The following is a 23,666-nucleotide window of genomic DNA, read 5'->3' on the forward strand; positions in this document are numbered from 1 at the left end:
CTAAATGCACCATGGGTGTTGGATAGAAATTGAAAATCGTCGGGTTAGAGTGCTGTCAGTTCGCCGACAGGCTCTCCGCCGCCCAGGGCGGGGGAAGATGCCAAATCTTCCAGCGCCGTGGGCGTCTGGTCTCCAAGATGGCTGGCCAGCAGCTTGACGGTGATCGGCATGCGTGCCCGGTCTGAGCCGTCGGAGATCTTGACCGCCAGCGAGGAACCGTCGGGCAGGCCAACGGCCTGGATTCCTTCGAAACCATCCTTGGCCACGGCACCGGGCACCGCGCGCATGAGCTCGGTGACGTCGCGCCCTTCGCCGGCGACCAGTTCTGGATAGGCGCGCATGGAAGCAGCTACGCGGCCCTCGGCGGTGTCCGGCGCGGCCTTGGCCAATTTGGCGAAGCCGCGAGCCAGCGCGGCGAGGGTCATGGGGTAGACCTGGGTGCCGCAGCCGTCGGTGCTGATCGTGGTGATGCGCTCTTCGGTGAGTTCTTCAACGATCTCGCGCAGTGCCGCCGCCAGCGGGTGGGCGGCAGCCAAATAGTTTTCGGTCGCCCAGCCGTTGTGCTTGCACATGGCCAGCAGCGCCGCATGCTTTCCCGAGCAGTTCTGCGCCAGTTGGGTGGCGCTACCGCCGTCGGCAAGCCAGCTGGCCCGTTCGGCCACACCGTAGGGCAGGTCGGTGGAGTTCCCCAGCTCCGCGAGCTCCAGCCCTGCGTCGCGCAGCGTCGAATGGGCCACGTGCTGATGGCGCGGCGCACCGGAATGGCTGGCGGCAGCCAGCGCGATCTGCTCCTGGCTCAGTTCCAGGCCGGAGCGCAGAATGGCCACGGCAAAGAGCGGCTTCAGCGCCGAACGCGGGTAGAAGCGCGCCTGCTGATCTCCCAGCGCGGTGATGACCTCACCCTGCGGATCGAGCAGCACCGCCGAACCGTAGTGGATCGATTCGAGCATTTCGCCACGGCTGGCGGAGACCAGCGGCACATGTTGTGGAAGCTCTGCACCAGCGCACTGCGCCAATCCCGCGGATGCGGCGGCTGAGGGGGTCACTTGGAACTCCTGACGATAGTTGAAACTGCTTGTTGCACGGCGCTCAGGTGTTCGGCCATCGCCTGGCCGGCGGCTTCGGCGTCGGACGAGCAGATGGCTTCCAAGATCTTGCGGTGCTCGGAATTCGAGGGGGAGCGGCGTCCGGTGACGAGGTTGACCGTTTCGGATTGGCGGGCCATGGCCTCGCGGATGTCGCCCACGACGCGGTCGAAGACGGAGTTGCCGCTGGCGCGGGCGATCGCCGCATGGAAGGCGGCATCGAGTTCCACCCAGGCTTCGGCGCCGTCTTCGGCTTCCATCTCCTCGATGAGTCCGTTCAGCCGCTCCAGGTCCTCGGAGGTGCGCCGGGCGGCGGCCAATTCGGCGGCGGGGATCTCGATATGCGGGCGTGCCTCATAGAGGTCCGCCGAGGAGAAGGTGCCGAGCACCAGATCCCGGGTGGGCCGGTGGGAGATGACGAAGGTGCCGCGGCCGGTTTCGGTGCGGGTCAATCCGAGCGCGGCGCAGGAACGCAGGGCTTCGCGGACCACCGAGCGGCTGACCCCGTAGGTCGAGGCCAGACTCGCTTCGGAGCCGAGCTTTGCGCCGAGCGGGATCTCCTGGGCCTCGATGGCTGCGCGCAGGGTGTTGAAGACCGCTTCGGAGGCGCTGGTCCGGGCGATCGGTTGCTGTCCGGCTGTCCAGCTGTCTGACAGGTTCATGAGTACCAGTGTGCGGGTGTGATGCACCCTACGTCAAGTTGATTCGGCAGGGCTTGCGATCGGACTAGTCAACGGCGTGCGGACACCGGGAGAGTGGGGCGCTGCCCACTCTTCCGGCAGCCTGATTCAGCGTTCCGTGGATTCCAGGATCTGCTTCAAGGCCCGCAGGTCCGCGGCGTTCGCGCGGCGCATCAGCGGTGCCATGAGCGGAGCGAAGATCCGCCCGAAACCCGCCGGCTGGCCATCGTTGCGCAGGCGCACGCGGGTGCTGTGGGCATCGACGGTTTCGAAGCGGTAGCTGGTGCGCATCGGAAACGGGCCCTGCGCGGTGGACATCACGAGCAGCTTCTCAGGCACCAGCTCGATCACCTCGTAGACGTAGGACAGCTCCCGGCCTAGGAAGCGGGCCTCGAAGGCGGCGCGCGCTCCGATCGAGAATTCCCCGTCCGTCAACCGGCGCACCGAGCGGATGTTCCGGTACCAGGCCGGGGCATTAAGCGGATCCACTGCGTAGTCGGCCACCGCCCGAAGCGGGCGGTGGATGACGATGCTGGTGGTGACGTCGACCATGCTGCGTGGCCCCTACGCGCCGCTCGGAACTCGGCCGGTGAAGGCGACCAGTCGATCGAGGCTGCCGGCCGATTCGGCAACCACCGTTTGCGGCCCGAAGGAGCCGGATTCGCGTTGCGCTGCGCCGACGGTTCCTTGGGCAATTCCCAGCACGTAGTCGGCCAACCCCGGATCCACCGCATAGTCCTGGCCGGTGGCTTGGGCCAGGTCCCAGCCGTGCACCAGCAGTTCCAGGTTCAGAATTCCGGCGACCACCGGAGCGGGCAAAACCGCAAAACCGAGGTCGATCTCTCCGGCCAAGCCGCGCGCGTTGAGGGCTTCGAGGGCCGCTTGGGCGAGATTCGCGATGCGCGGTTCCGGCGCCAGCTCGGGAGCGTCGGCTAGCTGGGCGCCAAGGGCCGATCCGATGCCCGCGAGATTGCCGGCCAGGTGGTCAATCAGCTCCGAAACATTGAAATCCTCGCAGGGTGTAGGGCGCGTGGCATCCTCGGCGGTGAGGTGGTACAGCGCGAGCTGCAGTGCCGTGAGGGCGGCTTCGGCGGCTTGGATCGCGTTCTCCGGTTCCGGGGTGGCGTTCCATTCATCGGCCACGGCCTGCCCGGTTTCGGCGAAGCGCGCCAGCCGGTCCAGGAAGTGGTTCCAGCCCTCGGCATGGCCGGCGGACTGCTCGGCGTTCAGCCCCTCGTGCCGCAAGGTGACCGCGGTGCCTTGGGCGAGCGGTTCCAACGTGATGAAGACGGTGGAGTCGCCCGGCGGCACGGCGTCCGAGCCTTCCCAGCCCCAGGTGAAGACGAGGCGGCGGCCCGGCTCGATTTCGGTGAATGTGCCCGATGCCTGGTGGCCCGGACCCATGGTGAAGCGGAATCCGCCGCCAACGGTGAGGTCTACGCGGCAGGCGACGGTTTGCCAGCGGCGCAGGCGTTCGGGTTCGGTGACCAGTGCGAAGGCCGCGTCGGCGTCGACTGGAAGGATGACGGTTCTCTCGTAGCTCATGATGATTCTCCATCTCTCGGGGTTGCTGACGGGGCGGGCAGCTCTGCGGCGAGTTGCTTGGCCTCGGCAACGAGGAGGTCTAGCTCGTTGTTCCAGAATGAATCGAGCAGGGCTTTTAGCCGCAAGACCCCCGTGGTGTTGAGCGAATAGTAGCGGCTGCGGCCTTGCTTGCGGGCGTCCAGAAGCCCGACCTCGCAAAGCAGCAGCAGGTGCTGGGATATCGCGGAGCGAGAGACGGTGAAGTGTTCTGCCAGTTGCGACACCGTGCATTCACCTGAACCCAGCAATTGAAGCAGCCGCCTGCGGTTAGGCTCCGCGGCAACTTCCAGTAAATCCTGCATGGTTAATACGTTAGCGTCGACTAACGCATTAAGGCAAGGTTTTTCTCGGTCTATTTCGCCAGTTCCGTCGATACCCGTGGCGTTTTGATTGGCCGAATCGGGAAAGCAGTAGTCACCCGGGTTGCCTCGCGGGATATTGAGCGGAAAGTTTAATCAAAAAAAGGGGAGGACCGAGCGTACGCTCGGTCCTCCCCTTTGGGGATTCGTTGCTACTACGGGATCGTGATGATCTGCCCGGCGTAGGACAGGCCGCCGCCGAAGGCGAAGAGCAGGGCCTTGGAGCCCGAAGGCAGCGGATCATCCGAGGCCATCAGCTTGGAGAGGGCCAGCGGCACCGAGGCGGCGGAGGTGTTGCCGGAGTAGACCACATCGGTGGCAACCCGGGCGTTCGGTGCACCGATCTTCTCGGCCAGCGGTTCGATAATGCGCAGGTTCGCCTGGTGCAAGACGATTGCATCCAGCTCTTCGGGCTTCATATCTGCGCGCTCGATGATCTTCGAGGCGATCTTTGGAAGCTGCGTGACAGTCCAGCGGTAAACGCTCTGGCCATTCTGCGCGAACTTCATGTCGTTCTCAGCTTCGATGCGCACCGCGTCGGAAAGCGAAGGAACCGAGCCCCAAACCACCGGGGAAATCTCAGCGGTTTCCGAGGCGGTGATAATGAAAGCGCCCGCGCCATCGGCGGTCAGCACGCAGGAGGTGCGGTCGGTGAAGTCGGTGTAGTCGGTCAGCATTTCCGCGCCGATCACCAGCGCCTTGGTCGAGCTGCCGGCAGCGATGGAACCCTGGGCCAGGCCTACCGCGTGGGCAAAGCCGGAGCAGGCAGCGTTGACGTCCATCGTTGCCGGGCCCTGCTCCATGTCCAGCGCCTGCGCCACGCGGGCGGCCATATTCGGCGAACGGTCCTCGGCGGTGCAGGTGGCCACGATGATCAGGTCAATGTCCGTGGCATCGATATCCTCGGCATTGTCCAATGCCATTTTTGCGGCCTTGATGGCCATGGAATCGACGGTCTCGACCCCGGTGCCCCAACGGCGCTCCTGGATGCCAACGCGGCGGGTGATCCATTCGTCACTGGTTTCGACCAGCTTCTCCAACTCGGTGTTGGGCACGATGCGCTCTGGCTGGAAGTGGCCAAAGGCTACGACTTTGCTGCCGGTCATGAGTTTAGCTCCTTGGAAAATTAATACTCTTGCACTCAAGGTTAGTCGTTTTGTTGCCTACTCGCTGTTCACATCTGCTCTGCGGCATATGAGATTGACCGGAAAACCGGCGAAGCCTCCGAGAAAAGCGTACTTTTCACGGCTTTTCGGCCGGATTCATGACGTTGTGGTTCGTTGTTCACCTGTCGGCCAACAGCGTGCGGTGCAATGGTGGGAAAGCTCCGGATCAGGAATCGAGGATAGGGGAGAACGATGTCTGCAACTCACGTAAAGACTGCCGAACTAATGAGCCTACGCCCGGTTCCGGGAATCGGGCCGAACCGGCTCTATCGGGCCGGCGCCCTGAGCAGCTTTGGCCCGCGTGCTATGGAACAATTCCAAGGTTTAGACGTGGGCACGCTCATCGATCTGCGCGAATCTCAGGAGATCCAGCCAGAGTCCATTCCGGTGCTGGCGGGGCTGCGCTACCGAGCGATCTCGCTGTATTCCGGTCAGCTGCCGGTGGACAGGACCCTCGGCGAGGTGCACCGAATCCTCCTGGACGGCCGGGGTGCGCGGCTAGTGGCGGCCCTTCGTGCGATTGCCAATGCCACCGGCGGAAGCACCGTGGTGCAATGCCGAACCGGCGAAGAGCGTACCGGGTTGGTGATCGCTCTGCTGTCGGCGGCCCTCGGCATGGACCGGGCCCAGATCGTGGCCGATTTCGCTCCAGAGTCTTTTCGAACTGCAGACACGCAATGGCAACGTGACCGAGCGACCCTGAGCGACACCCTCGATTGGTTGACCGATAGCTACGGTTCGATCACCGGCTACCTGCTCAGCAAGGGGTTCACCGGGGCAGAACTTCGACGGCTGCAATCGCTGGCCAAGCATTCGGCACCCCGTGAGCTGCGCAGCTTGGTGGCAAGCTGATGAAAACGCTGAACGTAGTTCATCTGAGCGACACCCACCTGTGTGCCGAAGGCAAGCTCCTGCACGGCACCATCGACGCGTGGGCTCGCTTGCGCGCCGCGCTCCACGCGGCCAAGCACTTCACTCCGGACGTTGTGGTGGTGACCGGGGATATCGCAGACCGTGGGGCACCGGTCCATGAACGAGCCGCGAAGCTATTTGCGAAGTTCGAAAATGAACTGGGCTGCCCCATCATTGCCGTGCCGGGCAATCACGACCCCCAAGAGTCGGTCAATGAAGCATTTAATACCTTCCGCCTGTCCACCGGACCCCATATCGCAAATACCGTGCATGAGATCGACGGACTGCGCATTATCGGTCTGGATAGCGGAGGCTATCGCGAGGCTCGCGGATGGCTCGATGCGCCGCAACTTCGCTGGCTATCCTCTCTGCTCACCCAGCCGGCCCCACGCGGTTCGCTGATCCTGATGCACCACCCGCCGGTGGAAGCAATGGCCGCGGAGCTATCCGGACGCGGACTGGCAAATCCCGAAGACCTCGCCCTGATACTGAGCGGCAGCGATGTGCGCGGAATCCTGTGCGGCCACTTCCACCAAGCCGGTGTCGGGCAACTGAAGGGTACAAACGTTTTCATGGCCCCGGCAACCTCCTATAACACCAACGCCTACGCACCACAGGAGATCTTGAGCGGACCGGAAAGCTCATGGTTTTCCTTGCTGCAAGTTGATGCGCAGTCGATCCGGAACAGTCCCATCCCGGTCCGGCACGGTACACGCAAGAACAAGAACCAAATCGCAAGTAAAACGACTAACGCAACACGTGCCAGAATTCCGGCACATTCGAGAGAGACATCATCATGAACGCAACAGAAATCGTCTTCGTGCGGCACGGAGAAACCGAATGGAATCGCGCCGGGCGCCTGCAAGGCCGCAGCGACCTGCCCATGAACGAAACCGGGCGCCGCCAGGCCCAGCAAGCGGGCATGGAACTGGCAGCGACCGGGGCATGGGACGCGGTAGTTTCTTCCCCGCTTTTCCGCGCTCGCCAGTCTGCGCAGCTCATCGCCGATCTGCTCGCCGTGCCCCGTGTGCAAGAGTTCTCGGAGCTGATGGAACGGGATTACGGCGACGCCGAGGGCACCATCGTGGCCGGGTTGAGCGAGGAAAATATCCACCGCCTGATGGACCTGGGGGAGAGCGAAGAGCACCTGGTGGAACGCGCGATCAACGTGCTGTTCAAGATCTCCGTGCAGCACCCGGGGCAGCGAGTAGTTGTGGTCAGCCACGGTTCGCTGATTCGCTCGGTGCTCACCGAGTTGCACGGCCCGGGTCAGGAGAGGGTTGCGAACGGAGCGGTCATCCGGGTAGAGGCCGAGCTGCTGACCAATTATGTGGCCCGTGAGCCACTGTGGCACTGACTCCGTACTGAAAAGAGAAATCCACGTTGACCTCAAGTCAACGTGGATTTCATTTTTCGGCTGGCAACTGCCGCCGAGCTAGAGCGAACGCAGGAGCACCGAAGTGCCCTGACCGCCGCCGCCGCAGATGCCGACTGCCCCGAGCGAACCGGAGCCAAGTTCCTGCAGCTGGCGAGCCAGCGTACCGATGATGCGAGCGCCGGAGGCCCCGATCGGGTGGCCCAGCGCGATTGCGCCGCCGTGCGGGTTCACAATCTTGGCATCAAGGCCCAGCGTGGCCGTCGACTGCACCGAAACGGCGGCGAAAGCCTCATTGATTTCCACGACCTGCAAATCCGCGGCCTTGGCTCCTGCCTTGTCCAACGCGGTATTGATCGCGTTGGACGGCTGGTCGTGCAGGGTGCGGTCCGGGCCGGCGACGAACGCGTGGGAGAGGATTTCGGCCAGTGGCTTCAACCCCAGACGTTCCACGGCGGCATCGCTTGCCAGCACGACCGCGGCGGCGCCGTCGGTAATCTGCGAGGAGTTGCCGGCGGTCACGGTGCCGTCCTTGGCGAAGGCAGGACGAAGACCCGACAGGGAATCGACGGTAGTCTGCGGGCGAATCCCGTCGTCGGCAGCAAATACGGTATCGCCCTTTCGGCTGCTCACCGTGAAGGGGGCGATTTCCCCGGCAAAGAATTCCCCGGAGGCTGCGGCGCGCTGGTGCGAGGCCGCGGCGACCTCGTCCTGCGGCTGGCGGCCCAGCTTCAGCGTGGTGTTGTGTTCCTCGGTGGAGATGCCCATGGAACGCTTCTCATGCGCATCGGTCAAACCGTCATAATCCAGGGTGTCGAGCATTTCAATGGCACCGTACTTGGTGCCCGCGCGGGCGCGCTGCACATGGGGTGCCAAGGACATCGATTCCTGGCCGACGGCCAGCACCACGTCAACCTCGCCGCTGGCGATCAGCCGTTCGCCGGCCACCACGGCTTCGGCGCCCGAAAGGCATACCGCGTTCAACGTGATGGCCGGAACGTCCAGCCCCACCCCGGCGCCGACCGCGGTCTGCCGTGCCGGGTTCTGCCCGGCGCCAGCCTGCAATACCTGTCCGGCGATCACGCGCTGGACCTCGCTCGGTGCAACTCCGGCGCGTTCCAGTGCAGCCTTGGCCGCGTGGGCGCCCAGCTCGGTTGCGGGGATGCTTGCCAGCGCGCCGTTGAAGCGCATAAACGGGGTGCGTGCGTAGCCTACAATTTTGACGCTCATGCTGTGAGGTCCTCCTGGAGTTCGACGATGAATTTTGCTGCGGTGATGTCCTTGATGCTTTCCGGAGTTTCGCCCGGGGCCACCTGGCGTAGCACCAGTTTTGCATTAACTATGTCGAAGACGGCGCGGTCCGTGATGATTCGATCCACGACGCCGACCCCGGTCAGCGGCAGGTCGCACTTTTCCACGATCTTCGAGCTGCCATCCTTGGCCACGTGATCGGTCAGCACGATGACCCGGGGGGTGCCTGCGACCAGATCCATGGCGCCGCCCATGCCCTTGACCAGCTTGCCCGGGATGGTCCAGTTGGCCAGGTCGCCGTTGGCGGCAACCTGCAGGGCACCGAGGATCGCCGTTTGCACGTGGCCGCCGCGGATCATGCCGAAGGACATGGCCGAATCGAAGAAGCTTCCGCCGGGAAGAATCGTCACCGTCTGCTTGCCGGCGTTGATCAGGTCCGCGTCCTCTTCGCCTTCGAAGGGGAAGGGGCCCATGCCCAACAGTCCATTCTCGCTTTGCAGCTTGACCGAGACGCCCGCCGGTAGGTTGTTCGCCACCAGGGTGGGAATGCCGATCCCAAGGTTTGCGTACTGGCCGTCGGTCAGTTCGCTGGCGGCCAGTGCCGCCATCTGATCTCTATTCCACATGCTTAGGCCTCCTGCTTCGGGCGGACGGTGCGCTGTTCGATGTCCTTGACGTCGTCGGCATCGACGAGCGTCGAGACGAAAATACCTGGCGTTTCCACCAAAGACGGATCGAGGTAGTCCGCACTAATGTGCTCGGCCTCGGCGAAGGTATGCCGCCCGGACATGGCGGCAAGCGGATTGAAGTTCTTCGAGGTCATGCGGTAGCGCAGATTGCCTTCGCCGTCCGCCTCATAGGCGCGGACCAACGCGATGTCGGCGACGATGCCGCGTTCCAAGATCGCCAGCTTGCCGTCGAATTCCATGACTTCTTTGCCCTCGGCCACGGGGGTGCCGACGCCGGTCGGCGTGAAGAAGGCCGGGATCCCGGCGCCCCCTGCGCGCAAGCGTTCGGCCAAGGTGCCCTGGGGGACGAATTCAACTTCGAGATCCCCGTCGAGGAACTGCTGGGCGAAGAGCTTGTTTTCCCCCACGTAGGAGGCCAGCACCTTGGAGACCTGCTTGTTCTCCAGCAGCACGCCTAGCCCTTTTCCATCAACGCCCATATTGTTGGACACGATGGTCAGGTTGCGAGCGCCCGAGTCGCGCAGGGCGGTGATCAGGCGGTTGGGTATCCCGCTGAGCCCAAAACCGCCGACGGCAACGGTCATTCCGTCCTTGACCACGGCGGCAAGTGCCTGAGCGGCGTCCTCACGATACTTCGTTGACATTTTCTGACTCCATCCGTCCATATTATGGATTTGAGTGTTCCCTATCTTCGAAGGTAGTAACTCCAAGTCCATAGCTCAATAGATATGGGAAAAGAACCCGATATTGCTCGACAGGTGAAGAGCAATACCCAATTCGTTCACACTATGGACACTTGGAGGAGTAGTAGCCGCGCCGCCCAAAGTGCATCCGCGCCATTGCGTTGGGCCGCTTATTGAATGCGTCATGTTCCTCATATTATGGACTGCTTCGTTCATAATATGGTCATGAGCAAATCTCCTGCCGGTGCACAGGTCGTCGGACGCTTGGCCGCGGTATTGCGTGCGGTCAGCACCTCCATGCCGGAAGGAATCACGACCACGCAGGTCGCGCGGCTTACCGGGCTCGCGCGGCCGACGGTGCACCGGCTGCTGACAGCGCTGGTCGCCGAGGGCTTCTGCGACCACGACCACCGGGCGGGGCGCTGGCTACTGGGCCCCGAGCTCTATCTGATGGGTGCGGTAGCGGCCGAACGCTACGACATCAGCGAGCTCGCCAGGGGGCACGTGACCGCGTTGGCCGAAGAATCCGGGGAGAGCGCCTTTCTCTCAGCCCGGCGCGGAGACGAAACGGTCTGCCTGCTGCGCCAAGACGGAGCATTCCCGATCCGTTCGTTTGTCCTCTATGAAGGCCGGCGCTTCCCGCTCGGGGTCGCCTCGGCAGGCATCGCGATTCTCGCCTTTCTTCCCGAAGAGCTCGTCGAACGCTATCTGGCTAGCAACAACCTCGTGGCCGAGTACGGCCAAGCGCACAGCGCCAAGCAATTGCGCCAAAAAGTGGAAGAGACCCGCACCCTTGGCTACTCGGTTAATCCGGGGCTCATCGTCGAAGGCAGCTGGGGGATAGGCGCCGCGGTCTTCGACGCCTCGGGCCAGCCGGCCTGGGCGCTGAGCCTGACCGGAATCGAATCGCGCTTCGAGGTGGCCCGGCAAGAATCGCTGGGCCAATTATTGCTGCACCACGCGCATGAGCTGTCGCTGAAACTTCGCGGATCGGGACTGCCGGCCAACAGATAGGCCAGGTCGGCCGATCCCACGCCAGGTCGCTGGGACTCGCTGGGTGTCAACGACGAGCCGGACATTTTTCTCGGGTAACGTACGAATCAGATCGTCCGAGCACGAAGAGGAAAGCTGGCATTGGTGAACACCATCCCGCAAGGCTTATTAACCCCGCAAATCCTGGTCGACGTCGATATTCTCGAGCGGAACATCGACCGCGTGGCGCAGAACGTTGCAGGCAAGGGACTTGCCTTGCGGCCGCACGCGAAAACGCACAAGATGCATGAGATCGCCGCCCGCCAGCTCGATTCCGGAGCAGTGGGACTGACGGTCGCAACCATCGGGGAGGCCCTGACCTTCGCGCTGCACGGGGTGGCGGATCTCTTTGTCGCTTTCCCCTTGTGGGTCTCCGAGGTCCAAGCGGCACGCATTCGCAAGTTGCTGCGCTATGTCAGGCTCTCCTTGGGCACCGACTCCGTTGCAGCCGTCGAGCAGCTTGCCCGGCAGCTGGGAGACAAGGCCGACAAATTAGGGTTGATGATCGAGATCGACAGCGGTCACCACCGCAGCGGTGTGCACCCCCGCGGCGCATTGGATGTCGCCCGCGCCGCCCGCGATGCCGGGCTGAACGTCATTGGCATTTTCACCTTCCCAGGTCATAGTTATGCACCGGGCCGGGCGCAAGAGGTAGCCGCGGAAGAACAGCAAGCGCTCGTCGAAGCGGCCGGCTTGCTCCGCGAAGACGGCTTCGAACTCAAACGCATCAGCGGCGGCTCCACGCCGACGGCAGAGCTTGCGGACAATTCGTTGCTGACCGAGGTGCGCCCCGGCGTTTATGTATTTGGCGACGCGCAGCAGTTCGAACTGGGACGCTGCCGCTGGGAAGACATCGCCTTGAGCGTTGCTTCCACGGTGATCAGCCGGCATGAAGGGGACGAACTCATCCCGCGGCGGATCGTCCTGGACGCGGGCAGCAAGATCCTCGGCGGCGACCGCCCCGCCTGGACCAGCGGATTTGGCCGGATCCTTGAAAACCCGGACGCGCGGATCAGCGCGGTATCCGAACACCACGCAACGGTGCTGTGGCCCGAGAACCAGCCGCTTCCCGCCCATGGGGAGCAGCTCCGCGTGATCCCCAACCATGTGTGCGTGGCGGTGAACCTGGTGGATCAGGTCACCGTGCTCCGCGCCGGCGAGGTCGCCGAACGGTGGGACGTGGCGGCACGCGGGCTGAACTACTAGGGTTTCGTATCTCGGATTCACTGAGGGGACGAAAGGCAATATTTCGCGTTCAGGCAGTCTAAGCATCCGGGAAGGCCTGTAGCGCTGATGCGACTTCGCACCAGCGCTACAACGTGGTTAGACGTGTGCGGCGTGGTTGTCTGACCGCACTGTTGCGGCCGGCGAAATCTGGTACGCCGGGTCAAGGTCGATTTGCGACATATGCTCAAGGTATCCGCGCTGGATATCGATTTGCTCCGCGACATATTTGGCATCATGCCAAACTCCCCAAATGAAGCTCGAGCCGCGGCTTGACTGCCAAGGCTGGCCCAAGAAGTAGACGCCGCTCTCTTCGGATACACCTCGCTGATGGAGAGGCCTTCCCTGCTCATCGAAGGTATCCACCTGCAGCCACTGGTAGTCGACAGCAAAACCCGTGGCCCAGATGATAGTCGTAACTCCAGCGGCCTCCAGATCCATCTCCAGGATGGGATGGATAAGTTCTTCCGGATCATCGCCGAGGACTCGGGCCTGCGGCTCTTCGGGGAAGTTCAACCCATTGCGCGCAATGTAGGCATCCGCCTCATCGAGTACTGACAGGTAGTTCGCATCTCCATTGGCAATGTTGCGGGCCAGATCCGGGGCGAAACGCATTCTCCCCATCGAATAAGTTTCGGTGCGTCCGAGCAGTTTGATGCCGCCTGCCGCCAGTTCGCGGAAGTTCACGGTATGTCCGCCGTTGGCGCCGCTGACCGCGATGGTGACGTGCTCGGCACCCTTGGGAGGCGCTGCGGCTGACCATTTATCCAGAACGCCAAGCCACCAGCAGAAGTCCTGGCCGCGATACTGGCGCGGCGGTCGATCGTGGGGACCAACCGACAGGTAGACCTGCCGGCCGGCTGCGCGCAGCTCGTTGGCGATCTGCACCCCCGAAGATCCTGCTCCGACTACCAGCACGCCACCATCGCGTAGCTGCTGCGGGTTTCGGTACGAATGCGAATGCATTTGGGTGAGCGGGGAAGAATCCGCGACGATGGGAGGAATAACGGGTATCTGGAATGGGCCGGTGGCCGCAACGACGAAGCGGGTGTTTATGATCCCCTCGGACGTTTCAACTTTAAAGCCCGGCTTGCCGTTGTTCCTCTGCACGGATTTAACTTCGACGCCGCTGCGAATTGGTGCCCCAAAGCCTTCTGCATAAGCGGCGAAGTAATCCGCAACGCTCTCCTTGGGTGCAAATCCGTCGGCGGGAACATCCGCAAAAGTCATGCCTGGGAAACGGTCATGCCAAGCCGGGCCATTGGCAACTAGCGAATCCCAGCGTCCGGTGCGCCAGCGTTCGGCTATGCGGTCCTTTTCCAGGACGATATGGGGAACCCCTAGATTTGTTAGATGTTCGCTCATCGCGACTCCGGCCTGTCCTGCGCCGACAACTAGAACTTCCGTCTCTTGACTCGACATGCCAACCTCCATTGCTATTAATAGTCAGATTCGATGCGACGTGGCACTGTCGTGTGCTCCCGATTCACCGCGTCGCGGGGAATCTTTCGTCTATTGGGGTACCTTCAGAAAACCGTATTTCAGCACATCATTCAAACATTTGTTCTCGCTAATCTGCATCGGATTTTCAGATGTAGAGTGGCGCTCAAACCAGGGTGCCGGTGCGCCGATAGGCGATTCGAATTCCAGCCATCGAAGAATTCGCGGTTAGGCAACCCAAGCTGAGCGGGAACGATGCTTCTGCGCTTTGCTATGCCAGCGGAACGCTCGCCGCGACGCCAGTTAAGTTAGCGGGCGAGAGCAAGGTGTCGAGGAGGCCGGGATCCACCAGGCCGTAGGACAGCACTAATTCCTTGATGCCTTGCCCGCTGGCTAGGGATTCCTTGGCTAGGCTCGCCGCGTTCGCGTAGCCGATATGGGGTGCTATTCCCGTGATGATGCTGACCGATTCGGACATGCGTCGTGCCAGAACTGGTTCGTTGGCCGTAATGCCATCGACGCATCTGGTGCGCAGGGTATGGCAAGCGGAGGCCAACCACTGCAGCGACTCGAGGAGGCAATCGACCATCACCGGTTCAAAGGCGTTCAGCTGCAACTGGCCGGCTTCTACTGCCATTGTCACGGTTGCGTCGGCACCCACCACCCGGAAGGCAACCTGGTTCACGACCTCCGGAATCACCGGGTTCACCTTTCCCGGCATGATCGAAGAGCCGGCTTGGACCGCGGGCAGGAAGATTTCATTAAATCCTGTTTGCGGGCCGGAGGAAAGCAGGCGCAAATCATTGCAGATCTTCGACAGCTTGACGGCCGAACGCTTGAGCACGCCCGAGAGCAGCATGAATACTCCGGTGTCGGAGGTCGCTTCAACCAGATCGCGGGCGGATACCAATTCCAGGCCGGTCAGGTTGTTGAGTTCTCGAGTTACCAATGCGCGGTACTCCGGGTGGGCGGTGATTCCGGTGCCGATGGCCGTAGCGCCGAGGTTGATTTCCGATAAGTGCGCCGGGAGCTCGGATAGCCGGGCCAAGTCTTCGCGCAAGGTTTCGGAAAATGCAGCAAATTCCTGGCCTAGGGTCATCGGGACGGCATCCTGCAGCTGCGTCCTGCCGATCTTGAGGATCTGGGCAAACTCGAGTCCTTTGGCCGCAAAGGAATCAACCAGGAGCTGGTGTTCGGCGCTGTAGTCTCGCAACGCCGAGAGCAAGGCGATCTTCACCGCGGTGGGGTAGGTGTCGTTGGTGCTTTGGCCCATGTTGACGTGGTCAATCGGGTCGAGCTCGTGGTACGCGCCCTTGGCGAATCCCAGAATCTCCAGTGCACGGTTGGCGATGACCTCATTGAGGTTCATATTGGTGCTGGTGCCGGCGCCGCCCTGGATGCGGTCAACGGGGAAATGCGCGTCGAAGAGCCCGTCGCGGACCTCCAACGCGGCTTGGTCGATGGCGGCCGAACGTTGCGGATCGAGCAGCCCCAGGCTGGTGTTGGCCCTGGCCGCTGCGCACTTGACTGCGCCAAAGGCCCAGACCAGTGAGCGCAGGCTGCCCACGGGGCGCCCGCTGATGGGGAAGTTCTCGACGGCTCGGAGGCTGCTGATGCCCCAATATGCATCGGCCGGCACTAGGCGTTCGCCAAGCGAATCACGCTCAAGGCGTGTGGCGGGAACGTGGCGCTCTTCGGCTCCGGCGGCATTGGGTAGAGAGGTATTCATGATCGGTTCACTCGTTTCCTGCGTTTCGGGGTATCCCGACAAAATCCAGTGCCGTCAGCGCCAAAGCGATGGCACCGTCGTGGATGGCAAGGTTGGCCGCGTCGCCAATGCAATGTGCGGCAAATTCGGGTTGGTGATTGGCCGCAGGAAAGCAGCCCAACCCGATGTAGGGGTGGATCGCAGGGACTATTTGGGAGACGTTGCCCATGTCGGTTGAGGCGCGGTTCATGGTGGCTTGTTCTGGCGGGGCGTCGAAGGTTCGGCCCAGTGCCTGGGCATGGGCCGTATAGATATCCAGGGCCCGCTGCTCTGTGCGGAACTCCGAGTAGGGTTCGGACTCCGGGGTGATCTCCAGTTGGGCTCCGGTTGCCAAGGCCCCTGCTTCGAAGCACTTGTTCACGCGCTCGTGCAGCGGTTCCAGTTCGGCCAGTGTTTCGGCGCGGACGTACCAGCGGCCCCGGGTGGTCTCCGGAATCGCGTTGGGCGCTTCCCCGCCCCGGGTCTGCACTCCATGGACGCGGGTTTCCTGGGGCAGCTGCTGGCGCAGCAGCCCCAGGGCCACCTGGGCGATGACAAAGGCATCGTTGGCATTGATTCCTTGGTCTGGATACGCCGCGGCATGGGCAGATTTCCCGCGGTACTCCACCTGCTGGTGGGCGACGGCGAAGGGATTCGCCACCGCGGAGTCAACGGGGCTGGGGTGGACCATCATCGCCAAGTCGAGGCCTTGGAACGCGCCCTTCTTGAGCATTTCGATTTTTCCGCCGCCGCCTTCTTCCGCCGGGGTTCCGTACAGCTCGATGCACAGGTCGTACTCGTCGGCGAATCCAGCCAAGGCGCAGGCTGCGCCCACCGAAGCAGCGCTGATGATGTTGTGCCCACAGGCGTGGCCCAGCCCGGGCAGCGCGTCATATTCGGCCATCAGTCCGATACGGCGGCTTCCGGTGCCGAAACTGGCGCGCAGGGCTGTGGGAAATCCCAGGTATCCACCTTCGATGATGAATCCGCGCTCCGCCAAGAATTCTGCGGTCCAGCCCGCGGCGCGGTGCTCTTCCCAACCGAGCTCCGGATTCGCATGAATCCTCTCGGAGTAGGCGACCAGCGCTGGCTGTTCCCGGCGGACGGCATCCATCACGCGTTCCCGATTGGTGGCGAGGCCTGCCGTCAAGGGCGATGGTGGATTATCGATCATCGCCGGGCACTCCATAACCCTCGGAGAGCAGTGGATCCAAGCCGCGAGTCACGTAGGCATCTCGCTGCGGCATCCAGATTTCCAGCAGCTTGCCCAATTCGGCAATCGGGCGCTCATGCCAATCCACGCGCAGATCGGTATCCCGCCACCCATGCCCAGAGACCACCGACATGCCTGCGGAATAGACCGGCCCGGCTTCGCCGCCCGCGGCGATGGCAGCCTGGAGGCCCGCCAGCAGCTGCTCTTCAAGTTCGCCATCGGCCGTTTCGAATGCGTCGCAGGCTGCCTGCAGAACTCCCGGGTCGGCCAGCATGTTGCCGGCCGCTACGCAGGAAGCTCCCTTGCCCTGTCCGTAGACGCCCAGCGTCCGGGATCCGTTGAAGACCGCGGAACCGCCCTGGGAGTCCAGGACGACGAGCTGTCGGAAGTCGATGTTTTCGGCCGAGTCGGTCACGGCGTCCAATGCCTGTTGTGCGCTGTCTCCCGCTTCGAGACGGTCAAGCAGGGCCGGCCCCAGCCGGGGGTCGGTGATGTTCTGCGAGCTGACTGCCCCGACCCCGTCGCGCAGATGGATGCATCTGGCCGCAACGGCAGGAGACGAGGAGCAAACTGCCATGCCGAAGCGGCCATTGCCGTCGGTGCCTGCAATGCTGAAAGTCATTTTCTCTATTCCCCCGAAAGCACTGCGGTGGCATCGATTTCGACAAGCCACTCGGGGCGGGCCAGCGCCGAGACTACCAAGCCGGTGGATACGGGGAAGACGCCCTTGAGCCAACGGCCCATGGTCCGGTATACGGTTTCGCGGTAACGTGGGTCAATCAGGTAGACGGTCACCTTGACGATGTCCTCAAGTGATCCTCCGGCTTCCTCCAGCAGCATCTTGATATTGGCCATGGCCTTGTCGGTCTGTGCTTCCACATCGCCGAGGCCCACCGATTCGCGGGTGTCCAGATCCTGGCCGATCTGACCACGGAGGTATACGACGCCGCCGGCTACAACGGCCTGGCACAGGTCGTTGTCCAAGTTCTGTTCGGGGTATGTCTCTTTGGTATTGAAGGTGCGGATACGAGTGTGCTTCATTGTTTTACAACCTTTTCCTCTGATGGGTGGATGTCGGAATGCGCGCTTGGTTAGGGGCCATTCGTTGCCTCGGCACCCGCGCCAGTTGGCACGCGTGCTTTGACTCCAGCATTCACCGCGCCATCAAATCTGTCTAACAGTTTTTTTCGAGAAACTAAATCTGATATTCAGATTTAGTGGAATTTGCTGGTTGGCTGCCATGCCTACGCGGATGGGGGCGCAGCCGGTTTCCGTTTTTCGATGTTGGCGGGCTGCAAGGACTGCCGGCGCGGTTGCCGTAGCCTGCGCGGCATTAAGCGTGGGCTAGTTCCTTTGAGGGGTTCTCGCGGGATCCTTCGCTTGCTCCGCGACTGTGAATCCGCGCTTGGCCGCATCTTCTCGATCCAGCGTCATCAAGTCGATGCCCTTGGTTTCTTTCATGGTCAGCAAGGTCGCCAGGCCGAGGATGCCGATGGCGATCATATAGAAGGCCGGTGCCATGATATTTCCGGTTTCTGCGATGAGCCAGGTCAAGATCAGCGGGACGGTGCCGACGAAGATGGCTGCGGTGACGCTGTAGGCAATGGAAAGGCCGGATTGCCGGGTGCGCGTTGGAAAAATCTCCGCGACGGTAACTGCATGGACGCCAAGGACAATGGCCAAGATGACGCCCAGTCCAATGGTGCTCACCGTACCGGCCCACGCGGTGTCCAGCTGCATGATCGAAAAGAGCGGGTAGGAGCAAACGATCATCAGCACCGCAGAGCCAACCATCAGTGGTTTGCGTCCAATCCGGTCGGACCAGGCGCCGAATAACGGCACAAGGACCAAGGCGGTCACAGAGGCGACGGTCGAGAGCAAGGCGGCCGACTCAATACTCATGCCAATGAATTCTTCCTGGTAGGTCAGCAGGTAGACCAAGACGATGTAGAAGGCGACGTTCATCATGATCTCGATGCCGCTGGTCTGCAGCAACTGTTTCCAGTTGTTCCGGAACACCTCCTTGAGCGGGCTTTGGGCGACTTCATCCAACTTCTCCAAGGCCTTGAACTCTGGAGTGTCCTCTACCTTCGCCCGGATATAGAAGCCAATGATGCCCAAGGGAGCGGTCAGGATGAACGGAATGCGCCAACCCCAATCCTGCACTGCTTCGGGACCCAAGACGTTGTTCATCAGCAGAACCATCAGCGAAGCGCCGAGGAAACCCAATAGGCTGCCGACCTCCAGCCAGCTGACGCCGAAACCGCGATGCCTGGCCGGGGAGGCTTCCGCCAGGAACGCCGCGGCGCTGCCGAACTCGCCGCCTGCGGCCAAGCCCTGGACCATCCGGGCGGCGACCAGCAGGATTGGCGCCCAGATGCCGATCGTGTTGTAGCCCGGGAGCAACCCGACGACGAGGGTAGCGACGGACATGGAGATGATGACCATGGACAATGTGCGCTTGCGGCCGAACTTGTCGCCGATATAGCCGAAGAGCAGCGCACCCAAGGGGCGGACTCCGAACGAGACGGCAAAAACGGCAAAGACGGCCAGCAAGCCTGCGGTCTTGTCCTGTGCGGGGAAGAAGACTGCGGCAATGGTGGAAGCCATGTAGGCATAGATGGCCCAGTCGAACCAGTGGACAAGCACGCCGATGGAGCCGGCGGCCACTGATTTGCGCAGGCTCTTCTGTTCGATCGCAGGAGACGGTGGGATGCTCATGGTGGTCCCTTCGGTGAAGATGAACGCGGGGTCGAAGCTGGCATGGCGGCGGCCCGCTGATGGTCGAATGCTTGGTTCGTCTAAAATGCAGCTGAATTTCAGCTGCATCGATCCGCGGCTCCGGTGCAGTCCCCGCCGCGGAGGCGAGCGTCGTGCCTTGTGGTTGACGTGCAGGAGGCTCAGGTCGAGCGAGTTGCACCCAAGCGTGAAGTCCGCTGTCCGGCGGGCAGCTGACTAAAGTATTCACGGCGCCATGAAACCTGTCTAACAGTTTTTTCAGAGGGCTGGCATCTGATATTCAGATGCAGTGGTCTATGCTGTAGGGATGGATGTCACTCTCACTCAAATGAGGTATTTCGCCGAGGCGGCGGCCCGGCTGTCAATGACTGGCGCCGCCGAGCGGCTAAACGTCGCGCAGTCTGCGGTCTCCAGCGCCGTTGCCCAGCTCGAACGCCAAATCGGTTCGCAGTTCTTCATCCGCCAACGCTCCAAAGGGCTGGTGCTCACTCCCGCGGGTGAGTCATTCCTCAGGGACGCGCGAGCCGTCCTGGCCCATGTCGAAGAGACCGTGGAGCACGCCCGCGGTGAACAGACGGCGCTCGCCGGACGAGTGCGCCTCGCCTGCTTCAGCACCTTGGCGCCATTCCTGCTTCCCGGTGTGCTCGGCAGGTTGCATGCAGAGCATCCGGATCTTGAACTGGAAGTGGTGGAGGCCGATGCGGCAGGCTGCTCGGCGGCATTGCTGAACGGCCAAGTTGACCTGGCGCTGTGCTATGACCTGGGGCTGCCAGAGGAGGTGGCCGCCACCTCGGTGCATGCGGCCCGCCCCTACCTGGCGTTGCCTCCGGAGCACCGTTTCGCGCAGCGCAAGGAAGTGGAGCTCAAGGAACTGCGCGATGAACCGTTCGTGTTGCTGGATCTGCCGCATACGCGGGAGCTGATGCTTTCCATCCTTGCCGCGGCGGGCCTGGAGCCGAATGTACGGTTCCGCTCTGGCAGCTATGAGACGGTGCGCACCTTTGTTGCCAACGGCCATGGGTATTCCATCTTGCATCAGCGCCCGCGCCATGACTTCACCTACGACGGCGGACGGGTGATACCGGTTGCGCTCAAGGGAAAGGTGCCGGAGTTGCAGACCGTCATTGCCCGATTGCGGATTCAGCGCCCGACGGCAAGAACGCGGGCGGTGGCGCAGGCGGTGCGGCAGCAGATCGCCGGGCTTCTGGCAGAATCCCCGGAGGGATCCAGCTAGTTCTTCGCCTAGGAGATCCGCTCCAGCATGAAGTCGATCAGCCGGCGCTGGCGAGAGCCGCTCACGGTTTCTGGATCGAGCATCGCGGTGATGTGCAATCCCATCATCGTGTTCAACAGCTCGTGGGCAACCAGGTCGGGATCCCCGAAGGCCGCCTCCGGCCTGTCAGTTAATTCTTCAGCGAGGCAGGACATGATCGCCGCATGCCATTGGGTAAGCGCATCTCGGCCCACCCTGCGTAATTCGTGGTCGCTCTGTGCCCGTTGCCAGAAGGATACGGCCACCCTGGCCTCCACCGTGGTCAGGTCCTCGGCCGGGATGATCTCGAAGCACAGCGCGCGCAGGGCGTGCCGGCCCCGCTTGGCCTTCGTCGACAACGCAATGCGCTCATTGGTTCGTTGGCAGATGAGTTCATAGGCCGCTAGGAGCAGCGCGTTTTTATTGGGAAAGTAGTGCGCCAGGATCCCGGGGGCCGCGTATCCGCATTCGCGGGCGATGTCACGCATGCTCGCGTTCTCGATGCCCTGCTCGGCAATGATTCTCCATGTAGTCTCGATGATGACTTTACGGCGTTCGGTGTGGTCAACTAACCGGGGCATGGAGTTACTCCTTGAAAGATGAGGGGCTGGTGGAGGCCCTGAGCGTCTCCACCAGCCGTCACTGTACCATCGCCGAAGGCGAGCGCTATGGCAACTATTCGCCGCTGCAGCCGGTGGGGGTGCAATGGCCTGTCGCCGAAGCCGGCAGATTCAGGGTTGGATTCTGGTCGAAGAATCCATGGGGCTTGAGCTTGAAGCCCGTGGTGTCAACCGGCATGATCGGCCAATCTTCGGGACGGGGGAAGTGCGTGAGCCCGAATGAGTGCCACAGCACCAGATCCTGGCCATCGATATCCCGATCCTGCGCGGCGTATGCGGGAAGGCCCGCTCCGCCGGGATGCTGGTTGACGAAGTCTCCGGCGGCGTAGAGCTCGTTTTCCGCGAAGCGGGTGACCCACAGGTGATGGCGGGCAAAGGCGGCGCGTGCGGCAATGGAGGAGTCCTCGGCCATGGCCAGGGTGGGGGCGCCTTCGGGGTAGAGGGTGTAGCCGACCGGCTCGTCCATCTGGTTCAGCGATTCCGGGTTGCTGATATGCCAAACCCTGCCCACGCTGCCGTCCGCGTCGCGGATGGCAGCGGTTTCGGAGCCCAGCACCTTCCGGGTTTGGGTGAACGCATTGCCGTGCGGATTGCCGGGCCCCTTGGGCAGGCGTTTCAGATCCAGCTCCTCCACGCGGTTGGTGGCCCCGTCGATCATCATGTCCATGCGGGCGCTGAACAGGTGCTGGTGGTAAGGAGCGCCGAGGCCCGGCGCGATCTCCGAGGCATATTCGTAGCCCTTGTGCGGCAGCGCGGCGGTGAAGACGATGCCGGTGGCCTTGGCCTCGAACTCGATCGTGCCATCCAGATAGAGGTACCAGTAGAAGCCGTAGTCGTAGTTCCCCACGGTGGTGAAGAAGGAAACTACCAGGCGCCGGTTGCGGCGCACCTCGTTGGATCCGGCCCACTCGTCGGTGTGCTTCCACGCGATCCCGGCGTCTTCCTCGTGGATGCAGATGCCATTGGGAATGGTCCGTGGATTGCCGAAGTCATCGGCCACCACGGGGGAGAGGTAGGTGATCTCGCCCAGGCAGTCGCAGCCGAGCTGCAACGAATTCGCATCGCGGCCGACCAGGTATTCGCCTGAATCGAAGTAGTTCTGCCAGCTGCGGTAGGGCGCCGGGTCCCCGTAGGGGACGACCATTTCGGAGATGGCGGCCCGGTGCATCACCGGACGTCGCCGGCCGTCGAAGGTGTGGTGCAGCTGGTGCAGGACAAGTCCCTCGCGGGCGTCGAAGCCCACGCGCAGGTCCCAGCCTAGCCAGGACAGGTGGTTTCCCTCGAGGGTGAAGCTGGCGCCTTCGGGCTGGATGACCTCGATCGGCTTGAGGTCGGTGCGCAGCTCACCCTGAATTGCCGGATCGGTGTAGTTGCCGTTGACCTCCGGCACCGGGACCGGGCCGTCATCGATCAGGTGGTTCACGCGCCGGTTCTCCACGTCAACGAAGGCGACCAATCCGTCGATCGGGTGTGCCCAGGCGTGGTCCCCGGGATGGTCCTGGCGGAACCCCAGGCCGCGCAGCAGGCGCTTGCCGGTTTCGTTCTCGTACTCGAAGACCCCTGCGGACAAGGGTGCAACCCGGACCTGCTCGGAGGTCAGCCCGCGGGAAGCCAATGCGGCGATCCACTGCTCATCCGCGGCCAGGATTTCCTCGATGATCTCGAACTCTTCGAGCAGCACCGGCATTTGTCCATCCACTGCGGGGTCGAGCTCGCGCTTGGTGAGTACGGCCCGGCTGTCGAGGGACAGGGTGATGTCGAGGGAGCGGGATAGCGCGGCATCCCAGAGCATCACCCGGACACGGCGGTCAATATCGCTGGACGGGACTGGATACAGGGCTTCCTTGGCAGGTTCAAGCAGACCCACATAGGCGAACCTGGTCGAATCCAGCACCAGGCCTGCACCTTCCAGTATGGCGCGAGTTGCCTGGTATTCGTCGGCTGTGAGCTGTTCCAGGGGATGCGCGGGGCGCGTCACTGCGCGATCGCTTTGGAGTGTCATGGGGCTTCCTTAATGCATGGTTTTGATGATACAACTGTTCAATCAACAATTTTATGTTACCCAAGTCACCCCCTCTCGTAAAGGGGTGTCTTGAAAAGAATCAGCCACCTGCCCGGAGAAGTCGAGATCCGAACATGGACCCAAAAAACAAGAGCTCGAAAACGCTGTGCGCGCTGCGCTATTTGCTGAGCATCGTGGTGCTCGCGGTTTCGGCCGCGCATGTGCTCGCCGCGTTTCAGGGGCCCAAGTCCATGTTTTTGGCCATGAGCGCGATGGGGGTCCTGTGCCTGGTTTGCCTGCCGCATCTCGTGTCGGCGACCTGCGAAATCGAGAAGTCGACGCTTCAGGTCATGCTCATGTCCGCTGCAATGGCAGTGGCCCATTTGCTCTGGATCAGCATGTCCGGCCACCGGGGGCACGGGCAGGCGCATGGGCACGTCGCCGAGCGGCTCTCCCCGCTTGCGGCAGACGCTACCGGGCAGCACTCCGCCACGATGCTTGGCCTGATTGCCCTCGAACTTGCGACGTTGGCGGTGGCATCCATCGTGTTGCGCGCTAGCCGTGCACTGCGCAATCAACCAGCTCTGCCAGTCAATTAACCTGTCACCCAACC

Annotated in this window: 24 protein-coding genes; 7 read left to right on the top strand and 17 right to left on the bottom strand. The window is 62.6% G+C overall.

The window, feature by feature from the left end:
* Window positions 1-44: 44 nt before the first annotated feature.
* The 6 genes from CQ015_RS07330 to CQ015_RS07355 form a co-directional block, all read right to left on the bottom strand.
* The gene (locus CQ015_RS07330) at window positions 45-1,046 is read right to left on the bottom strand and encodes an asparaginase (protein WP_258138012.1); all 1,002 of its coding nucleotides are present in this window, start codon (window positions 1,044-1,046) and stop codon (window positions 45-47) included.
* A complete protein-coding gene (locus CQ015_RS07335; protein WP_105649728.1) occupies window positions 1,043-1,747 on the bottom strand; it encodes a FadR/GntR family transcriptional regulator in 705 nt (234 codons plus the stop codon). Before CQ015_RS07335 ends, CQ015_RS07330 begins: the two co-directional genes overlap by 4 nt.
* A gap of 126 nt (window positions 1,748-1,873) precedes the next feature.
* Entirely contained in the window at window positions 1,874-2,317 is a 444-nt protein-coding gene (locus CQ015_RS07340) for an SRPBCC family protein (protein WP_105552798.1), read from the bottom strand.
* Between the two features lie 12 nt (window positions 2,318-2,329).
* Window positions 2,330-3,310 (bottom strand): TIGR03086 family metal-binding protein, encoded by a 981-nt coding sequence (locus tag CQ015_RS07345; RefSeq protein ID WP_105649729.1) that lies wholly within the window; start codon window positions 3,308-3,310, stop codon window positions 2,330-2,332.
* Window positions 3,307-3,651 (bottom strand): helix-turn-helix transcriptional regulator, encoded by a 345-nt coding sequence (locus CQ015_RS07350; RefSeq protein WP_105552800.1) that lies wholly within the window; start codon window positions 3,649-3,651, stop codon window positions 3,307-3,309. Before CQ015_RS07350 ends, CQ015_RS07345 begins: the two co-directional genes overlap by 4 nt.
* Window positions 3,652-3,863: 212 nt before the next feature.
* Window positions 3,864-4,814, bottom strand: a complete 951-nt coding sequence (locus CQ015_RS07355; RefSeq protein WP_105649730.1) for a beta-ketoacyl-ACP synthase III — start codon at window positions 4,812-4,814, stop codon at window positions 3,864-3,866.
* Between the two features lie 285 nt (window positions 4,815-5,099).
* Between CQ015_RS07355 and CQ015_RS07360 the strand changes: the two genes are divergently transcribed.
* Genes CQ015_RS07360 through CQ015_RS07370 form a run of 3 tightly spaced genes read left to right on the top strand, consistent with a single transcriptional unit; the run spans window position 5,100 to window position 7,143 of the window.
* Window positions 5,100-5,726: a tyrosine-protein phosphatase gene (locus tag CQ015_RS07360; protein ID WP_181150370.1), complete on the top strand. Its 627-nt coding sequence runs from the start codon at window positions 5,100-5,102 to the stop codon at window positions 5,724-5,726.
* On the top strand, window positions 5,726-6,586 hold the full coding sequence (locus CQ015_RS07365) for a metallophosphoesterase (RefSeq protein WP_105649732.1): 861 nt from the start codon (window positions 5,726-5,728) through the stop codon (window positions 6,584-6,586). Before CQ015_RS07360 ends, CQ015_RS07365 begins: the two co-directional genes overlap by 1 nt.
* Window positions 6,583-7,143 (top strand): histidine phosphatase family protein, encoded by a 561-nt coding sequence (locus tag CQ015_RS07370; RefSeq protein WP_105649733.1) that lies wholly within the window; start codon window positions 6,583-6,585, stop codon window positions 7,141-7,143. The genes CQ015_RS07365 and CQ015_RS07370 overlap by 4 nt, the downstream gene beginning before the upstream one ends.
* Before the next feature lie 78 nt (window positions 7,144-7,221).
* On the opposite strand, the gene CQ015_RS07375 is transcribed toward CQ015_RS07370, so the two are convergent.
* The 3 genes from CQ015_RS07375 to CQ015_RS07385 are packed head-to-tail and all read right to left on the bottom strand — an operon-like array spanning window position 7,222 to window position 9,745.
* Complete coding sequence (locus CQ015_RS07375; protein WP_105649734.1) at window positions 7,222-8,391, bottom strand: acetyl-CoA C-acyltransferase; 1,170 nt, start codon at window positions 8,389-8,391, stop codon at window positions 7,222-7,224.
* Window positions 8,388-9,038 (bottom strand): 3-oxoacid CoA-transferase subunit B, encoded by a 651-nt coding sequence (locus CQ015_RS07380; RefSeq protein WP_105552806.1) that lies wholly within the window; start codon window positions 9,036-9,038, stop codon window positions 8,388-8,390. The genes CQ015_RS07375 and CQ015_RS07380 overlap by 4 nt, the downstream gene beginning before the upstream one ends.
* A gap of 2 nt (window positions 9,039-9,040) precedes the next feature.
* Window positions 9,041-9,745, bottom strand: coding sequence for a CoA transferase subunit A (locus CQ015_RS07385; RefSeq protein WP_105552807.1), 705 nt, complete (start codon window positions 9,743-9,745; stop codon window positions 9,041-9,043).
* 264 nt (window positions 9,746-10,009) lie between these two features.
* Here CQ015_RS07385 and CQ015_RS07390 point away from each other — a divergent pair, with 264 nt between their 5' ends.
* Both CQ015_RS07390 and CQ015_RS07395 read left to right on the top strand, forming a co-directional pair.
* The gene (locus tag CQ015_RS07390; RefSeq protein ID WP_105649771.1) at window positions 10,010-10,798 is read left to right on the top strand and encodes an IclR family transcriptional regulator; all 789 of its coding nucleotides are present in this window, start codon (window positions 10,010-10,012) and stop codon (window positions 10,796-10,798) included.
* 123 nt (window positions 10,799-10,921) lie between these two features.
* Window positions 10,922-12,022 (top strand): alanine racemase, encoded by a 1,101-nt coding sequence (locus tag CQ015_RS07395; RefSeq protein ID WP_105649772.1) that lies wholly within the window; start codon window positions 10,922-10,924, stop codon window positions 12,020-12,022.
* A 117-nt stretch (window positions 12,023-12,139) separates the two neighbouring features.
* On the opposite strand, the gene CQ015_RS07400 is transcribed toward CQ015_RS07395, so the two are convergent.
* The 6 genes from CQ015_RS07400 to CQ015_RS07425 all read right to left on the bottom strand — a co-directional run bounded on the left by CQ015_RS07400 (window position 12,140) and on the right by CQ015_RS07425 (window position 19,161).
* A complete protein-coding gene (locus CQ015_RS07400; RefSeq protein WP_105649735.1) occupies window positions 12,140-13,462 on the bottom strand; it encodes an NAD(P)/FAD-dependent oxidoreductase in 1,323 nt (440 codons plus the stop codon).
* A gap of 289 nt (window positions 13,463-13,751) precedes the next feature.
* Window positions 13,752-15,209 carry an aspartate ammonia-lyase gene (locus CQ015_RS07405; protein WP_105649736.1) on the bottom strand — a complete coding sequence of 486 codons (1,458 nt, stop codon included), beginning with the start codon at window positions 15,207-15,209 and terminating at the stop codon, window positions 13,752-13,754.
* Between the two features lie 7 nt (window positions 15,210-15,216).
* Window positions 15,217-16,401 (bottom strand): M20 family metallopeptidase, encoded by a 1,185-nt coding sequence (locus CQ015_RS07410; RefSeq protein ID WP_105649737.1) that lies wholly within the window; start codon window positions 16,399-16,401, stop codon window positions 15,217-15,219.
* On the bottom strand, window positions 16,391-17,062 hold the full coding sequence (locus tag CQ015_RS07415) for a DUF1028 domain-containing protein (RefSeq protein ID WP_105649738.1): 672 nt from the start codon (window positions 17,060-17,062) through the stop codon (window positions 16,391-16,393). The genes CQ015_RS07410 and CQ015_RS07415 overlap by 11 nt, the downstream gene beginning before the upstream one ends.
* 5 nt (window positions 17,063-17,067) lie before the next feature.
* Window positions 17,068-17,481: a RidA family protein gene (locus CQ015_RS07420; protein ID WP_105552812.1), complete on the bottom strand. Its 414-nt coding sequence runs from the start codon at window positions 17,479-17,481 to the stop codon at window positions 17,068-17,070.
* A gap of 303 nt (window positions 17,482-17,784) precedes the next feature.
* On the bottom strand, window positions 17,785-19,161 hold the full coding sequence (locus CQ015_RS07425) for an MFS transporter (protein ID WP_105649773.1): 1,377 nt from the start codon (window positions 19,159-19,161) through the stop codon (window positions 17,785-17,787).
* Window positions 19,162-19,486: 325 nt separating this feature from the next.
* Here CQ015_RS07425 and CQ015_RS07430 point away from each other — a divergent pair, with 325 nt between their 5' ends.
* Window positions 19,487-20,413 carry a LysR substrate-binding domain-containing protein gene (locus CQ015_RS07430; protein WP_105552813.1) on the top strand — a complete coding sequence of 309 codons (927 nt, stop codon included), beginning with the start codon at window positions 19,487-19,489 and terminating at the stop codon, window positions 20,411-20,413.
* Between the two features lie 8 nt (window positions 20,414-20,421).
* On the opposite strand, the gene CQ015_RS07435 is transcribed toward CQ015_RS07430, so the two are convergent.
* Both CQ015_RS07435 and CQ015_RS07440 read right to left on the bottom strand, forming a co-directional pair.
* Window positions 20,422-21,012 carry a TetR/AcrR family transcriptional regulator gene (locus tag CQ015_RS07435; protein WP_105649739.1) on the bottom strand — a complete coding sequence of 197 codons (591 nt, stop codon included), beginning with the start codon at window positions 21,010-21,012 and terminating at the stop codon, window positions 20,422-20,424.
* 94 nt (window positions 21,013-21,106) lie between these two features.
* Window positions 21,107-23,053 (bottom strand): primary-amine oxidase, encoded by a 1,947-nt coding sequence (locus CQ015_RS07440; RefSeq protein ID WP_105552815.1) that lies wholly within the window; start codon window positions 23,051-23,053, stop codon window positions 21,107-21,109.
* Between the two features lie 134 nt (window positions 23,054-23,187).
* Here CQ015_RS07440 and CQ015_RS07445 point away from each other — a divergent pair, with 134 nt between their 5' ends.
* Window positions 23,188-23,652, top strand: coding sequence for a hypothetical protein (locus tag CQ015_RS07445; protein WP_105649740.1), 465 nt, complete (start codon window positions 23,188-23,190; stop codon window positions 23,650-23,652).
* The last annotated feature ends 14 nt before the right edge of the window (window positions 23,653-23,666 follow it).

It is taken from the genome of Arthrobacter sp. MYb221, assembly GCF_002979835.1.
In the GTDB taxonomy this organism is placed as follows: Bacteria; Actinomycetota; Actinomycetes; order Actinomycetales; family Micrococcaceae; genus Glutamicibacter.